We start from the raw sequence: 17,261 nt of genomic DNA, 5'->3' as shown, positions 1-17,261 counted from the left end.
AAGACATATATGAAAAACCTTCTACTTTTCTTAGCCTCCTTCTTCGCAATAGTCAACTCATATGCGCAATCCGACTCGGTTTCCGTTAATATTGAGTTTTTTGATACATTCACCGGAGAACTTATCGAAGATGCCAAAGTAGAACTATTGGCATCCGACTCCACCTTTATCCGCAACGGCGGCGTTTCATATAACAATATCAACGGCAAGAATCTCAACTCGTATGCCTATGCCAAGATAACGACCGGTGGAAACTATCTGCTACGGTTCACGCACAAGGATTACCAGACCACTTACTTCCCCTTAAAGATCAGGTTGACCAAACGGCATGGCAGCAATCTGTGGCTTTCGGAAAAGGTGAAAATGACAAAGCGGCCAAAGGCAAGAGAGAAGGTGCTAGGAGAGGCTGTGGTGACGGCCACTAAAATCAAGATGGTGATGAAGGGGGACACCATCGTATATAATGCCGACGCCTTCCAGCTTTCGCAAGGCTCCATGCTCGATGCGCTCATCGAACAGCTGCCGGGAGCGCAACTGAAGGACAACGGCGTGATCATCGTAAACGGGCGCGCTGTCAGCAACCTGCTCGTCAACGGCAAGGACTTCTTCAAGGGAGACCCGAGGATAGCCCTCGAAAACCTGCCGGCCTATATGGTGGACAAAGTGAAGGTGTTCGAGCAGCAGACAGACTTGGAAAAGTTTTCGGGACGGAAGGAAATCAACCGTCCGCTGGTAATGGATGTGAACCTGAAAAAGCAATACTCCATCGGCTGGATAGCCAACGCGGAGGCGGCCTACGGCACGGAGGACAAATATCTGGGGCGACTCTTCGCCCTGCGCTTCACAGACTGCTCGCGCCTGACCGTTTTCGGAAATATCAACAACACCAACGACACACGCCGACCGGGACAGCGGGGCGACTGGACACCATCGTATCTGCCCGACGGCCTACAGACGAGTAAGAGCGCCGGAGCGGAATATTACTACCAAAACCGCAAAAAGACCTTCGAATGGACGAGCAACCTGAACGCATCGCACACGGACAACCATACTCTGACGCGCACAAGCGGCGAGAGTTTCCTGCCTGCCAGTCGCGCTTTCTCACAGAGCCGGAGCGATGAGCGCAACGAAGCGACAAGTCTCAGCAGTTCACACAAGTTCAAGTCGGTGAAAAAAACATACCATGATGGTAGCATTAACTTCGCCTATGACAAAAACAACTACACCTCACTGAGCCGCGCTGGAGAATTTGGAAGCGACCCTTACGGCATCGTCACCGAAAACGTGCTCGACAGTCTGTTCCTCCCCGGTGGAGGCACACTGCGACAGATAGCCCGCTACCGTCGCAGTCAGGAGGCGCGCGGACGAGGCGAGAACTGGAGCGTAAACGCGCCGTACACCGGATGGTGGACCCCGTTCAAATCAATGGGCGTGAATGACATGGTGATTCTGGAACTCTCCGCCAACTACGACAAACACACCTCACACAGTTTCGATAAATACAATCTGGAATATTTCAATGCGGAAGGTGTTCCCGACGACTACCGCAACCGCTATACAACACGACCCTCGCGACATTATAATTATTCGGCAAATATGACATATGCCACAACACTCTTTCCCCGCCGCCTGAACTGGAATGCAGATTTGTCTTACAGTTACACCCAAGACTACCGCAGCGGACGCAACGACCTGTTCCGCCTCGATCGTCTCAACGGATGGGGAGCGGACACGGACTATCCGCTCGGCACACTGCCGTCGGCCGAGTCGGACATGCAGCAGGCGCTCGACCTGCAAAACAGCGAGCACTCCGAAAAATGGCGCCGCATTCACGTAGTAAATTTACACATGCGCTACCAAAGCGCTGCAAAGAATACAACCACCATCGGATTTGATCTGCCCGTCCGCATAGAACTGGATCACCTGCTTTACAACCGTAGCACCCGACACTTCGATTTGCGCCGCGACAAAGCTTTCATCGTACCTAACGCATACATTCAGCAACGCCTTGTAAAAGGAGACTATTGGACATACGTTACCGTGAACTACGACTTGTCCCGCCGCCAGCCTGACTTCGTGAAAACCATCGAATTGGTGAACGATGCCAACCCACTCTATGTGCAACTGGGCAATGCGGCACTGCGTTCCAGCACCACCCACAACCTGTCGGTCAAACTGAGCACTGACTACAAACGGCGCGGTCTCTATAACCTCGTCCTGTCCTACAGCCGCACCCACAATGCGCTGGCCATGGAGCGCAACTACAATCCTACCACCGGCGGATACACCGTGCGGCCCGTCAACGTGAACGGCAACTGGCGCACCGACGGCAACCTGAGCCTCGACCGGCAGTTCGGCAGGGACAAAGCATTCTCGTGGGGAAGCTACACCTCCTACGCCTTCAATCACAACGTGGACATGGCTAACGTGGACGGAGCGGTCGTCAACACGCTCAGTACCATCCGCAACCTCCATCTGTACGAACAACTAACACTGGACTATTCGCGCAACGGATGGAGCATCGGCGCAAAGGCACGAGGCAGCTACAGCCGGCTAACGGGCAACCGAAGCGACTTCGCTGACATCAGTGCATGGAACTACAACTACGGACTGACCGCACGCATACCACTGCCATGGGGCATCGGACTGACCACGGACTTCACCATATTCAGCCGACGCGGATACGAAGACCCCGCCCTCAACACCAACGACTTCGTGTGGAACGCCCGTCTGGAGCACAGCGTCCTGAACGGCAACCTCATCTTTATGCTCGATGGATTCGACCTGCTGCACGACCTGTCGAAAGTGACACGGACGGTCAACGCACAGGGACGCACCGAGAGCTACACCAACGTACTGCCATCCTATTTCATGGCACACGTGATATACCGCTTCAACAAACAACCGAAGAACAAGAAATGAAAGAAAGTAAGTACAACCTCTGCCTGCAAGACCATACGGGCATGGTGATATACAACGCCAAGGCCGATGAAGTGATCGCCCTCAACCCGCAATTGGCCGCCATCTATGAAAAGGGGAAAGACACTCCAGACACTATCGGAGAGAAACACCCCGAACTCTTCGCCTATCTGGTAAAAAAAGGCGTCTTTGTGGAGGACGGAACAGACGAGACGGCCGACTACATAGCTTCACAGGAGAAGGCGGAAGACGAGGCAGGAGAGTTTACCATTACAGTAAACCCCACGCTGGCGTGCAATATGAAATGCTGGTATTGCTACGAAACGCACAAGAACATGCCGGCGATGAGTGCTGAAGTGAAAAGGGCCGTCATCGCATTGGTAAAGAAACAAGCCGTATCAGGAGAAACTGACAAGATAAATCTTTCTTTCTTCGGCGGCGAACCCCTGCTGTACTTTGACAAAGTCGTGACAGACATCATCAACGAGGCCGCTCAAACGTGCAAGGAAAAGAGAGTCGCACTCTCAATACATTTCACAACGAATGCCTATCTGATGACCGAGCAGGTTCTAGAACAGTTGAAGGGACTAGATGCGTCCTTTCAAATAACAATAGACGGCAACAAAAACGTACACGACACGGTAAGAAAGACCAAAAATGACGAACCCACTTATTCCACCATTATCAAACATATTCATTTAGCCACATTCTTTGGATTTCCAGTAGGAGTTAGATTCAACTATACGAGCAGATCACTCCCTTCGTTCATCGATGTACTGTCAGACTTCCAAGACCTTCCGATCTCACAAAAAAAACTGCTGAACTTCACTTTCCAACGCGTATGGCAGGATCACGGAGGAGATGCGAAACAGACAGAAGAGAAGATAGCGGAGATTGAACGCGCATTTGAAGAGGCTGGCCTGTTTGTCAATCCATCGAACGACTTTACAGTGCCATACTGTTATGCCGACAAAAAAAATACCGTTGTTGTCAACTACAACGGCGACCTGTACAAATGTACCGCGCGCGATTTTGTATCCAAGAACAGAGAGGGGACTCTCACCGCGGACGGCGACATCCATTGGAATGATAAATACAAAAAGCGCCTGTCAATAAGACATGGCAGCAAATTCTGCCGTCAATGCCGGATTTATCCAATCTGTCACGGCGGTTGTAGCCAAATGAAACTCGAAACCACGGTAGCCGGTACATGCCCCAAAGGATATGGGAGGGAGAAAATTGAAGATATACTGAAAAGACGCGCGCTCTTCATCCTAGGACAGTACAAGAAAAGAAACGGGAGACAATGAAATTCACCCGCCAGTTTGACCAGATGGACTGCGGGCCGGCGTGCATCCGCATGGTGGCCTCGGCCTACGGCAAGGAATACCCTCTGTCGTATCTGCGGTCGATAGCACACCTCACGAGAGAGGGCGTGAGCGTGGCCGGCATTAGGGACGCCCTGCGGGAAATTGGCATGGAGAGCGCCGCCTTCGAGATGACCACGGAGCAGCTGAGGGAAAAGTGTCCCCTGCCGGCCATACTGCACTGGGAGCAGAACCACTTCGTAGTGCTCACCTATGTGAAGAAGAGCAGGACCGGAGGATGGAAATACCGCGTGGCCAATCCCGCCTACGGACAACACACATTCAGCGAAGAGGCATTCGCCAAATTCTGGCTCAACGGCGAGAAAGGCGTGGTCATTGCCATGGAACCGACCGAGGATTTCCACCTGAGGAAACCGGTGAAGGAAAAGCACAGTTTCATACGCTTCGGCCGGAAATACGTGTGGCCCTTCCGCCGCGAGCTGGCGCAGTCGGCACTGGGCATGCTGGCCGGCCTGATGCTATCGCTCGTCACCCCCTTCCTCACGCAGGCCATGGTGGACGACGGCATCGGCATGCGCAACATGGGATTGATAGTGAACATCATGCTGGCACAGATATTTCTATTCATCGGCTCCTTCTCCATGGGGCTGGTGGGAAGCTGGGTGAGCCTGTACATGAGCACACGCATCAGCATCAACATCCTCACGGACTATCTGACAAAACTCCTGCGCCTGCCCATGACCTTCTTCGACACCAAGAGCGTGGGAGACTACCATCAGCGGCTGGGAGACCACGGAAGGCTGCAGAGCTTCGTGACATACGGCACACTACAGACTTTCTTCGCACTGGTGTCGGCACCTTTCTATCTGGCCATCATCGGATGGTACAGTCCTGTCATACTGGCGGCCTACCTGCTCTTCACCGCGGCGGGCATGGCATGGATGGCCTACTTCTTCCGGCGCCGCAAGGCCCTCGACTACGAGCAGTTCAAACTCAGCGCCGAAAACCAGAACAAACAGTACGAACTCATGTCGGGCATCACCGACATCAAGCTCAACGCCTACGAGGACTACAAGCTAGGGGAATGGCAGGCCCTGCAGGAGCGGCAGTACCGCATGAGCCGGCGCGCGCTGCGGCTGGGACAGGTGCAGGACACAGGATTCACGCTCATAGGGCAGCTGCGCAACATCTTCATCACCTGCTGGATTGCCGCCGAGGTGGTGGACGGCAATCTCACGCTGGGCATGATGATGAGCATTTCGGCCATCATCGGACAGGTGAGCGGGCCGCTCTCGCAGCTCACGGCCTTCCTCCAGCAGTTTCAGGACGCGAAAATCAGTCTGGAACGCTCCGAAGAAGTGCACCTCTGCCACAACGAGGACACAACGGAGATGGACACGGTACCCGCCGGCGCTCCGCTCGACATAGAGGTGAACCACCTCACCTTCTCCTACACCGGCAGCATAGGACGGCCGGCGCTTGAGGATGTGAGCCTGACCATTCCCGCCGGCAGCATGACGGCCATCGTGGGCGAAAGCGGCAGCGGAAAGACCACCCTGATGAAACTGCTGCTGAAATTCTACGAACCGACCGCCGGAGAGATAAGGCTGGGAGGAAAGCCGCTGGCGGAATATTCGGCGCACTCCATGAGGCGGGCGGCCGGCATCGTGATGCAGGACAACTTCATCTTCTCTGACACCGTGCGCCGCAACATCGTGCTCGGGGAGGAGGAAGATGAGCACCGCCTCTCAGAGGCCGTGGAACTGGCCTGCCTCACCGACTACGTGAAAAGCCATCCGCTGGGCACACACACCAAAGTGGGCGCCGAGGGCACCGGCGTGAGCGGCGGGGAGAAACAGCGCATGATGATAGCCCGCGCCATCTACAAAAACCCCTGCTACCTCATGCTCGACGAGGCCACCTCGTCGCTCGACGCCGAAAACGAACGACGCATCACCGACAACCTCAGCCGCCGCTTTGCCGGCCGCACGCGCATCGTCATAGCACACCGCCTCTCCACCGTCAGAAACGCCGACAACATCGTCGTGCTGCGCCACGGGCGCGTGGCGGAAAGCGGCACCCACCGGCAGCTCGTCGCCCTCAAGGGATATTACTACGAACTCATCCGCAACCAGCTCGAGCTGGCGGACTAACCTTCACTCACACAGCCAACATGCACAAATACCTGATCCGCTACGGCGTCTTCGCCATCCTCCTGCTCATGGCGGCAGGCGTTGCCGTGATGCTCGAATGCCTCGAAATTCGTACAAAATCCTCCGTCAGCCTCTTTCTCGGTGCCGACGGCGCTTCCTGTGCCGCCTACGTGTCGCCATCGCCCCATTTCGCTATCGCCAAGGGCGACACGCTCACCGTGGAACAGACTCCGGGCGGCACCGTAAACCTTGTGGTGGAACACATCCGCCGCGAGCCGGCAGGCACGGCCATGACGCTGAAAAATGCCAACGGGAACCGGCCGCTACATGAAACCTTCGGGGGCAACACCTACGCCACCGGATATCTATTCACCGGAAAAGTGAAACTCCGCCAACTGGTGGCCGAAAAAATAAGCCGGTAACAAAAACGGGCTGGACAACGCGGCGGAAACAATTGGAAGCATCACCCGCAACCAGCCGGCAGAAGAGCCATGGCGGCCTGACAAGAAAACTCTGAATATCAAAAGGTTGAAAAACCAGTATTGTAACAGGGAAAAGTCCGTATTGGAATTTGAATTCCAATACGGACTTTTTAAATTCCAAGTAACCCTTTTCACCGACAGGTTACCGGCTGTTTTTCAAAACAGGACCTCACGCCGTAAAAGCGGCAGAACACCGCGCCTTCACCGCCGGCGGCGAAACCAACGCCGCCCTTCGGCACTCCGGCCAGAGCGCGGCCGTTACAACGCACGGCAGATGTCATCCATCCTTTCCAGCTCATCGGCTCTGAGAGGCGCGCCGCCGAGGCACTGCAGGCTGTCGGCCAACTGTTCCACACGGCTGGCGCCCACAATGACGGAGGTCACGCCCTCATGGGCCAGCACCCATTTGAGAGCCAGCTGCGCCAGCGTATCGCCCCGTCCGCGGGCCATGACATCGAGTTGCTCCAGCACTCCGAGCAGCGAAGGGGTGAGCACTTCGGGAGGGAGCGTCGCTTCGCGGCGGATGCGCGAATCCTCAGGTATTCCGCCCAGATAACGGCCGGCGAGCAATCCCTGGGCCAAGGGCGAGAACGACACGAAACCGCAGCCCCTCTCCCTGAGGGCGGGCAGAATGCCTTCGGTTTCGGGAGCACGGTCGAGGAGGTTGAGCCTTCCCTGATAACAAAGGCAGGGCACATCGCGGCGACGCAGATAGTCGAGTCCGTAGAGCGTTGCCTCAAGCGGCCACCGCGAGATGCCGACGTAAAGCGATTTGCCCGCACGGACGATGTCTGCCAGAGCCTGAAGGGTTTCGTCGAGCGGCGTTTGCGGATCGTAGCGATGGGTATAGAACAAGTCCACGTAATCGAGCCTCATGCGACTGAGGCTCTGGTCGATACTGGCCATGAGCGACTTGCGCGACCCCCAGTTGCCATAAGGCCCGTCCCACATCTCATAGCCTGCCTTGGTGGCTATGAAAAGCTCGTCGCGATAAGGCTTCAGCGAGGTGGAGACGACATGTCCCAAAGTTTCCTCGGCACTGCCCGGCGGCGGCCTGTAGTTGTTGGCAAGATCAAAATGTACGATGCCGTGGTCGAAGGCATAATGCAACAACCGGCGGCTCTCCTCAAAGGGACGCTGCGCGCCGAAATTCTTCCACAGCCCCAGCGACACGGCAGGCAGCATTATGCCGCTGCGGCCGCTACGGCGAAAAAGTCCGCTGCGGGCGTAACGCTCCTGAGCAGCCTGATGGATATGATGGTCGGACATAATTTTATGGTGCTGAATTATTCATTGGTTGCCATCCGAATGGCAAGACAGGCCTTTTCCGGTACATGGCGACAAGAGGATATGACACCTCTCCCCGCATTTTGCCGTTATCGGCGAAACTGCCCTGATCATTTCTCTCGTGAGAGGATGTCCTGAACCACGAGGCCTGCCAGAGTGAATCCGAAAATGGCTACCGCATGAGCCATGGTACCGTTGATGCAGGCTTTCGCACCGGGGTCTTCGGCGCTAAGGCCCAGGTTGGGCAGCAATTCCTCGCTATAAACGCAATGTATCTTACGGCTGGGAAAGAGGTGCTGCTTCTTGAACTTGCGCCTCAGGGCGGCGGCAAGGGGACAGCCGCGCACTTTCCAGAATTCGGCGACACGGATTTTCTGCGGGTCCATTTTGAGGGCGGCGCCCATCGAGGCGAAAACCCGCGCGCCGGCGTCGGCAGCGGTGCGCAGGAGATGGGCTTTGGCTTCGAGACTGTCGATGGCATCGATGACATAATCGTAGTCCGACAGCCGGAAACCGGCGGCATTATCGGGCGAATAGGCCTCAGGCAAAGCCGTGATGAGGGCCGAAGGATTGATGCTTTGCAGGCGTTCGCGCAGCACATCGACCTTGGGCCGGCCCAAGGTGAGAACAGTGGCGGGCAACTGGCGGTTGATGTTGCTCGCCTGCACGGTGTCGGGATCTACCATTGTCAGCCGGCGGACGCCTGACCGGACAAGACTCTCGGCACACCAACTGCCCACGCCGCCCACGCCGAAGATAATGGCGCTTGCAGTTTGCAGCCGTTGGAGTCCTTCTGCTCCGATCAGGCGTCCAGTACGCTGAAATATTTCTTCCTCACTGATCATGGCCGATGCTTTTCCAGTCCGGCGTTGAGGAATCCGACAAATTTGTCGACATCGGTGTCGAAAGTATAGGCATGGTTGAGCGGCGTGCCCTGCGCGTTGAGCAATACGTAGAAGGGCTGGGCGTTGGCGCCGAACTTATGACGCTGCAGGTAGCTCCATTTGTCGCCAACGGTGCGCAGCTTCACTTCCCCGCCGTTTTCAGTCACCACAAGCGGTTGGGGCAGGCGTGTCTTGTCGTCCACATAAAGCGAAATGAGCACGTAATCTTTCATGAGCAGGTCGCGCACCTTGGCATCGTGCCATACGGCCATTTCCATTTTCCGGCAGTTCACACAGCCGTGACCGGTGAAATCCACCACTACGGGCTTGCCTGTCTGACGGGCATAGGCCATGCCGGCGTCGTAGTCGGTGAACGGGGCCTCTACTTTCACCGGGTCGAGGTTGAAGTCCTGAGTGGACATGGGAGGGGCAAAGGCGCTGACGGCCTTGAGCGGCGCTCCCCACAGGCCGGGTATCATGTAGACGGCAAAGGCCAGCGAAGAAAGGGCCAGGAAGAAACGCGGCACGCTCACACGGTGGCTCTCATCATCATGGGGAAAGCGTATCTTGCCCAACAGATAGAAGCCCAACAAGGCAAAAAGGGCTATCCAGAGGGCAAGGAAGGTTTCGCGGTCGAGCAAGTGCCAGCCGTAGGCCAGATCGGCCACGGAGAGGAACTTGAGAGCAAAGGCCAGTTCGAGAAAACCAAGTGTCACCTTCACGGTGTTGAGCCAGCCGCCGCTTTTGGGTGCACTCTTGAGCCATGCCGGAAAAAGGGCGAACAGCGTGAAAGGCAACGCCAGAGCCAGGGCGAAACCAAGCATACCCACCGTAGGCGCCAGGGCGGAACCGCCTGAGGTGCTGACCTCCACAAGCAGGAAACCGATGATAGGACCGGTGCACGAAAAGCTGACGAGAGAAAGGGTGAAGGCCATGAGGAAAATACTCAGAAGACCGGTGGTTTTCTCAGCCTTGCTGTCCACCGCCGCTCCCCACGATGAGGGCAGCGTGATTTCGAAACCGCCGAAGAAACTGGCGGCAAACACCAGCAACATGAGGAAGAAAAGAATGTTGAAAACGGCATTGGTGGAAAGGTCGTTGAGCGCGTTGGCGCCAAAGGCGGAGGTAATGACCAGACCAAGACTCACGTAGATGACGATGATGGAAATGCCGTAGATAACGGCATCGCGCACACCTTTGGCCTTATCCTTGGAGCGCTTGAGAAAGAAGCTGACGGTCATGGGAATGATGGGCCACACACAGGGCGTGCAGAGAGCCACAAGACCACCGGCAAAACCGAGCAGGAAGATGTACCACCAGGCCATGTCGGCCACACCGGAGTCATCGCCTCCAAAGGCCTTGAGTTCCTCGATTACGGGCGCCCACCATCCGGCACCGGCACTGCCGGATGAAACGGCCGCAGCCACAGTATCGGCAACATAAAGCGAATCGCCGCCTATGGCGGGAAGACTGTCGGCAGCGGCAGCAGGCAGCGGCGCGGAAACTGAAGCGGCCTCGGCAGCCTTTTCGGTAGCTGGAGCGGCAGCGGCGGCAGGCCCGTCGGTGCCAACGGTGGAAAACTCCGCCTTGCCGGGCACACAGGCGCCGTTGTCTTCACACGCCTGATAGTCGAGATAGCCGGTCACACTATAGTTCTTGTCTGTCAGTTCCACACGCTGGGTGAAGGTGCACGTGCCGGCAAAATAGCTCACCTGCATGTCAAAAATGTCATCATGTACGGTTTTACGGCCACTTCCCTCGCGCAACTTGCCTTTGAGACGCGCACCTTTTATCTCGTCGAGGTTAAACGTGGTGGACATGGGGCCGCCTGCGGGCAGGTCGGTGGCGTAAACATGCCAGCCGTTGTCAATCTTACCGGTGAAAACAATGTCAAGCTCAGTGGGACTGACACGTTTGTACGAAACCGAAAAACCGGCCTGTGCCGCTGCTGTGAGCACAAGGGCAAAGCAAAAAAGGAAAAACGATATTTTTCTTTTCATCATTATGTATTTGATTATTTTCTTATACTGGTCATACAACTACCGGCGCAACTGGCGGGCAAACTCCCACATGACGATGCCGGCCGTAACGGACACGTTCATGGAATGCTTCGTGCCGTATTGAGGAATTTCGAGCGCCTGGTCGGTGGCGTCGACCACATCCTGACGCACTCCCCTCACCTCATTGCCCATAACAAGAGCATAGCGCCGCGAAGGATCAAGACGGAATGTGTCGAGTTTAAGACTGCCTTCCACCTGCTCTACGGCCAATACAATGTAGCCTTCCGCACGCAGGCGTTCCACGGCCTGAAGCGTGTCGTCACAATAAGTCCAGGACACACTGTCTTCGGCTCCAAGAGCGGTTTTGTGTATTTCGGCCGACGGCGGACAGGCCGTTATGCCGCAGAGCCACACGCCCGCCAGACGGAAAGCGTCGGCCGTGCGGAATACAGAGCCTACATTATGAAGACTGCGCACATTGTCGAGCACAACGACCAAGGGCAGTTTTTCAGCGGCACGAAAGGCCGTCACATCCATGCGGCAAAGTTCTTCTACAGTAAGTTTTCGCATTGTCTTTAAGTGATTTCAAAAAGGTTGAGGGCCACTCAACCGGCAGAAGACGCCGGTACCGGCTTTTTTGTCTGGACAAAATTACGAAGAACTCACCAAATACCTTTCTGTAATCTGAAAAATATATTCCCGTTTGAGCGCGTTTTATCACTTTTACCGGCTATCACCGCACCTCCGAAGGACAAAAGCCAAACGAAACGCCGTGGGCAAAGCCTTGACCTTTCATTGACGTTTCATTTCATATCGGCAATCTGACGCTCTATGTTCTTGCGGTCGTTGGCCCAACCGCGAATCTTGGTGCGGTAGCAATACACCGTATTGACCGACACTCCAAGAATGGCGGCGATATGAGCGCTGTCGGTAATGCCGATGCGCAGAAAGGCCAGCAGACGCAGCTCATTGTTCATGATTTCCGTATCAGACAATACCAAAGCACATTCCGGCCGCAGCAAGGCATTCACTTCTTTGAGAAACGTTGGATGAAGGCGCAGGAAGGCCACATCGAAACGCTTGAGACACGTTTCCTTGAAATTGTCGAGCAAGGCCGGATTCTTCAGCATCTTTTTCAGCCGCTCGCTCTCACCGGCCTCAAGTTTCATCAGTACAAGCTGTTTCATCTGCTCAAACTTCAGAACAGAATCGAGCGCCAGCTTAAGGAAACGCATGGCACTTTCGTTTTTGTCGGCCACAGCGAGCCGCCATTCGCCGGCCGTCTTTTCGTTTTCATCCAGAGTCCGGCGCAAAAGCGCCATTTCCCTTACGAGTTTCCTGTTCCTCCTTTTCAGTTTCACAACCACAAGCAACATACAGCCCGCGAGCAACAGTACGGCAAGAACGCATATACGGAACACGCGTAAGCGCTTTTGGGCCTCTTCCGTCACATGCCGCTCTGTGGCGGCCATAACAGGCACCGTCTCAAGCAGACGCGAACGCGAATTATACGTCAGGGCCTCCTCATAGGCCGCACGGCCGTAGAGCAAAGCCCGCCGCCAGTCGCCCGTCTCAACCATTCGTGCCGCCAGGCGGGTGAGCGCCTCATTGTCGTGGCGGGCGGAACGGATGTTGAAGATGGCGGCCAAAGCCCAGTAGTAATCGCGCAACGGTATGTCGCGCTTAAGAAAATATTTGTTTGAAATAGTGGTGGCGATAACGCCTTTCACTTCGGGCCGCACTTCTTCCAGGCGGCGCTTGAGCAATACCACCATGTCGTCAACCTTCCGCGTACTGTAATGGAAAGTCAGCGAAAGGGCGGTGGAATCGGTCTCATACTTGCGGATGGAATCCTCCAGCGTCTGAAGAAAAGCATAATTGCGGTTGAGCAATGAGGAGGGCAAGTCATAGGCATGAAAATAATCGTAAAGATCATAGAGCGCAGTATAATGACTCTTCTGCAGATAAGGACGCAACAAAGCATCTTCAAAGGCGCTTTCGAGAAGCGCCTTGCCTTCCCATGGAAAGCCGCACATGCCAAGCACCGCGGCCTCGCGCTGCGCCACTACGGCCGCCAGCCTGTAGCGCCCGAGCTGACGGGCCAGAGCACCGGCCTTTTCACAGGCCGAAAGGGCCTCATCGCCATGACGGCCAAATTCCATGATGCTGAGCTGGTCCCAGTATTTCAGGGCATCCTCCTTTGTGGCGGCATGCTGCGCCTGCTTTTTGACCGCCAGGGCTTTTCCCTGAAAAACCTCTTCATAATGCGCCCTGTTAAGAAGACAGGTGTCGAGTACTTGGAGCAAGGAATCCAGATTTTCGGCCTGAGCGGGCAAAATGCCGGCACAGACTCCTGATATAGCGGAAAGGAACAACCTGACTGCGGTATGGCGGAAATTCATAGTCACGGGATTGTAAGAAGGACAAAACGGGCCGAAGGGCCAAACAAAATTAATATCCGCAAAGTTAGCTTTTTCTCTCTTTCCGAAACCAATGCGGTAACGGAAAATGTCAGGCCCGACGTATTTCATTACAAAAATGACGCGACCCGACTGACAACTCACATTCCGCAACGGACCGGACGCCCTCGGTACGCGGTGCGGCATTGTGCGTAGAATGATGGCAAACAGAGGGGGAAGGCTTTTTTCAGCATTTTCCCCTCTGTTTACAAACTATATTCAAATCTATATAAACAAAACACAAATCACTATCAGTCAACCATTTGAAAATATTACTTTCTATATGACCATCTATATGCCCTTGTTCTTGAGAGCGGCACCACTTAATTTTGCGACGACAATAAAACGTATGGCACAAACTGTCATGACCAATCTTTACATCCCTGCTTATTATCAACAAAAACAAATCTCTATGAACGCCATGAAAAGAAAACGAAATGGTGTCGTCGCGCTCCTCATGATGCTGACGCTATCATTGGTACCGCTACAAGCCCAGCGGTATGTTCTGACAGCCGTTGCCCCTGAAGGCAGCACCTATCTGACACTCTCACCTTCTGACTCCGTTATCCTTCTCACGGCCGCAAGCCATCAATATGCGGCTACGGTCAAGACCAACCTGAAAGTGAACGCCACAGCATCCCAAACCTGGTGCGGCACTTCTCTGGAAAACGGAACACTGAACATTTCTGTGCCGGCCAACACTGAAAACGATGTGCGTGAAACCACCGTGGCCCTGACAGCCAAAGACGGCCGGAACGCAAGCATACGCCTGCAGCAACTCGGCCTCCATCCGCAGGTTATCGTGGCCGAACGGGCTGTGAGCCTCATCAACAACGACACGCGTTTCACCCTCACGCTGGCGGCCAACACCGGTTTCACACAGACACTTCCGGCATGGGTAAAGCAAACAGGCAAGACCGCCGACCGGCAAACCGGTGCCGTGTGCTACGAATACACCGCCGAAGCCATGGCACAGCCCGGTCTTCGCGAAGACAAAATCATCTTGTCGCCCGAAGGGGGCACTCCCGTAACAGTGTCTGTGAGCCAGTCGTTCGAAGGCTATCCGCGCTTTGCCGTCATGTGTGACCTCCACTTCGGCAATCAGAAAGGCGAAGGCCCTCTGGTAAAAGTACCCCAAGCCTTGCGGCACCTTCTCTCGAAGGGCAGCATCGACGCCCTTTTCGTCTGCGGCGACCTGACAGACGGCGGCACGCAGGAACAGTACGCAGACTTCAAGCGGGTATTCGCCAATACCGACAACATACCCGCCGGCGTGAAGGTTTACTGCGTGCAAGGCGACCACGACAATTACGATGCCGACGGCCATGAAAATTTCCGCACGGCCACCGGCCAGCCGCTCGACCAGTTCATAGACATCAAAGGCTATCCTTTCATTCTCGTGAGCATCCGCGGCCGACGCGGTTACGACGGCTACGGCAACACCGAGCGCGAGTTTCTGAAAAAATCCCTGGCCCGTGCGGCCGAAGATTATCCGGGAAAACCCATATTCGTGTTCACCCACGTGCCGGCCTACGGCACCGTGTACGGATCGTGCGCCGGCGAAGGCGGATGGGGCAGCAGCCAGCTCACCGACATTCTTGAACAATACCCGCAGATTGTCCTGTTCACCGGCCACTCCCACTTTCCGCTCGGCGATCCGCGCTCCATCAGCCAGAATGTCTTCACAAGCGTCAACGCAGGCTCCTCCACTTACTCCGAAATAGAACCTGACGCGGTGGACGAGGGCATACATCCCGACCAATATGACCGCATCACCGAAGGACTCATTGTTCAGGCCGACGGCAACAGCAATCTGGAAATACAGCGCTGGGACACTTACTCCAACGAGGAAATCCTGCCGCGATGGCACGTTACGGCTCCTCACGACGGAACGGCTTTCACCTATAAAGACCGTACCGGCGGCAAAGCTCCCTGGTTTGCCGAAACCGACCGCCTCACGGTGAGCGACATCACTGAAGACGGCTGCACGATGACTTTCCCGCAGGCCACGGACGACGAGGCGGTACACCGCTATGTCGTGGAAATCACCGGTAAGGACGGGCGAGCCGTGAGCAGCCGGACCTGTTTCTCGGGCTACTACCTCAACAGCCGCCAGCCGAAGAGTTTCACAATGACCTTCAACGGCATTGCCGAAGAAACGGAACTGACGGCACGCGTCAGGGCCATTGACTCCTACAACAACGAATCCGCTCCGCTGGTGAGCGAGACTTTCCGCATAGCGGCCTATACTCCTGATCCCGATACCGAACGGCCCACGGCCGACTTGCTGGACGTTGTGTGGGACAGCAACGGCGAAGCCACCGACATTTCCGAACAGAACAGCACCATCACTCACGGAACGGAATTGCCCGTAATGGCCGACAAGGCGTCTGAGAACGGTCATGTGCCCCATTTCTCAGGCAACAGCCAGTGTTACTATCGCGTGGACTATGCCGGCAACGCCGCCATGAAAACAGCCTTCCAAAATGCCTTCAGCCTTGAAACGGTATATACCCCCGACAACCTCTCGAACATGTGCGTGCTCAGCGGACAGGAAAACGGATTCGCAGGCATTGAGCAGGCTTCGGGCGGACAGATATGCTTCTACGCCTACGTGGGCGGCGGCTATAAAATCCTCAAAAGCAACGTCACGGCCACAGCGGGCGAAACCTACCACGTGGTGGCCACCTACGACGCTGCGGCAGGCGTCACACGCCTCTTTGTCAACGGCAAGCCGGCCGGAGAAATGGCAGCCAAAGGCACAATGGCCTTCCCCGGCAACGAAAACGCCCACTGGGCACCCCATTCATCTTTGCCGAAGAGCGGGACGCCGCCCCTGAAGATAAAGGTGGAAAACGGCCGCTCAGCGGCGTATGCCGGCCACCTTTCAAAAGGGTTACTTGGAATTTAAATTGTAAGTATTGCATTTCAAATTCCAAGTAATCCTTTTTCAAAATACAACCACACGCCGCAGCCCGCCACGGCAAAGCGTTTAAAAATGAAAAAATCAAGTTACAATAACTCCATGTTCCGCCGAAAAAGCGTACTTTTGCACTAGTCTCCATGCTTCCTGCCGCACCCTGCGGGGCGGGTGGCCGCGAGACGACAGAAGGGCGTTTACACGCGCAGACTTGGATATTATCAAACTTCGCAACTTTGAATCCTGTTCCGAAAGCTGCCGCAACGAGACGTCCCGTATGATATGTTATAAATTCCTTACACTTCATTCTTTCCCCACGGGAATGAATGGGGGCTTGTATGTTATACACATATCTGCGTGGGCTTTCTGCGTTGCTTATCTCGGAATAGGGGGCAATGCGAAGGCCTGATAATTAGAGGTAGGCTAAGGTAAGAATCCCCACGCTTTTTCTATTCCACCCCATCATCCCTCACCAAGGCAAGGGGACTGCCGCCACACTTCTCATTTCCATGTCCCACCCACCCCCAATACATATCGGACAACTCATCCGCCAGGAACTCCGCCGACAGGGACGCAGTGTCACGTGGTTTGCCGGCCAGTTGTGTTACACACGGACGCACATCTACAAGATATTCGAACGAGACAGCATTGACACACAACTGCTCAGGCGGGTGTCGCACATCCTCAACCGCAACTTCTTCAACGATCTCTCGGCCGAATGCGCCGAACGTCTTTGAAAAAGATACAGAAACGTCATATTATCGGAAACAGGATTTTTTCCGGGTCAAGCCGAAATTCCGGTGCATTTGTTAAAATTCGAGAGCTGAAA

11 protein-coding genes are annotated in these 17,261 nt (G+C 55.2%); 6 read left to right on the top strand and 5 right to left on the bottom strand.

What is annotated here, in order from left to right; translation table 11 throughout:
- The first annotated feature begins 9 nt into the window (after nucleotides 1-9).
- Genes C5S62_RS08930 through C5S62_RS08915 form a run of 4 tightly spaced genes read left to right on the top strand, consistent with a single transcriptional unit; the run spans nucleotide 10 to nucleotide 6,822 of the window.
- Entirely contained in the window at nucleotides 10-2,922 is a 2,913-nt protein-coding gene (locus C5S62_RS08930; RefSeq protein WP_104405037.1) for an outer membrane beta-barrel protein, read from the top strand.
- Entirely contained in the window at nucleotides 2,919-4,229 is a 1,311-nt protein-coding gene (locus tag C5S62_RS08925; RefSeq protein ID WP_104405036.1) for a radical SAM/SPASM domain-containing protein, read from the top strand. Before C5S62_RS08930 ends, C5S62_RS08925 begins: the two co-directional genes overlap by 4 nt.
- Entirely contained in the window at nucleotides 4,226-6,400 is a 2,175-nt protein-coding gene (locus C5S62_RS08920; RefSeq protein ID WP_104405035.1) for a peptidase domain-containing ABC transporter, read from the top strand. The genes C5S62_RS08925 and C5S62_RS08920 overlap by 4 nt, the downstream gene beginning before the upstream one ends.
- A 20-nt stretch (nucleotides 6,401-6,420) precedes the next feature.
- Nucleotides 6,421-6,822, top strand: a complete 402-nt coding sequence (locus C5S62_RS08915) for a hypothetical protein (RefSeq protein WP_104405034.1) — start codon at nucleotides 6,421-6,423, stop codon at nucleotides 6,820-6,822.
- A gap of 318 nt (nucleotides 6,823-7,140) precedes the next feature.
- On the opposite strand, the gene C5S62_RS08910 is transcribed toward C5S62_RS08915, so the two are convergent.
- The 5 genes from C5S62_RS08910 to C5S62_RS08890 form a co-directional block, all read right to left on the bottom strand.
- Entirely contained in the window at nucleotides 7,141-8,151 is a 1,011-nt protein-coding gene (locus tag C5S62_RS08910) for an aldo/keto reductase (RefSeq protein WP_104405033.1), read from the bottom strand.
- 128 nt (nucleotides 8,152-8,279) lie between these two features.
- On the bottom strand, nucleotides 8,280-9,014 hold the full coding sequence (locus tag C5S62_RS08905) for a ThiF family adenylyltransferase (RefSeq protein ID WP_104405032.1): 735 nt from the start codon (nucleotides 9,012-9,014) through the stop codon (nucleotides 8,280-8,282).
- Nucleotides 9,011-11,053, bottom strand: a complete 2,043-nt coding sequence (locus tag C5S62_RS08900; RefSeq protein ID WP_104405062.1) for a cytochrome c biogenesis protein CcdA — start codon at nucleotides 11,051-11,053, stop codon at nucleotides 9,011-9,013. Before C5S62_RS08900 ends, C5S62_RS08905 begins: the two co-directional genes overlap by 4 nt.
- Before the next feature lie 39 nt (nucleotides 11,054-11,092).
- Nucleotides 11,093-11,623, bottom strand: coding sequence for an RNA methyltransferase (locus C5S62_RS08895; protein ID WP_104405031.1), 531 nt, complete (start codon nucleotides 11,621-11,623; stop codon nucleotides 11,093-11,095).
- Between the two features lie 233 nt (nucleotides 11,624-11,856).
- On the bottom strand, nucleotides 11,857-13,455 hold the full coding sequence (locus tag C5S62_RS08890) for a DUF6377 domain-containing protein (protein ID WP_133159552.1): 1,599 nt from the start codon (nucleotides 13,453-13,455) through the stop codon (nucleotides 11,857-11,859).
- A gap of 406 nt (nucleotides 13,456-13,861) precedes the next feature.
- On the opposite strand from C5S62_RS08890, the gene C5S62_RS08885 reads away from it, so the two are divergent.
- Together C5S62_RS08885 and C5S62_RS08880 are read left to right on the top strand one after the other, a co-directional pair.
- Nucleotides 13,862-16,423, top strand: a complete 2,562-nt coding sequence (locus C5S62_RS08885; RefSeq protein ID WP_172486244.1) for a metallophosphoesterase — start codon at nucleotides 13,862-13,864, stop codon at nucleotides 16,421-16,423.
- A 518-nt stretch (nucleotides 16,424-16,941) separates the two neighbouring features.
- A complete protein-coding gene (locus C5S62_RS08880; protein WP_104405028.1) occupies nucleotides 16,942-17,169 on the top strand; it encodes a hypothetical protein in 228 nt (75 codons plus the stop codon).
- Nucleotides 17,170-17,261: the final 92 nt, after the last annotated feature.

The sequence above is a fragment of the Prevotella sp. MGM2 genome, assembly GCF_002933955.1.
Lineage (GTDB): Bacteria > Bacteroidota > Bacteroidia > Bacteroidales > Bacteroidaceae > Alloprevotella.
Note: the sequence above shows the minus strand (reverse complement) of the source record. Positions and strands in the feature narration are given on the sequence as shown.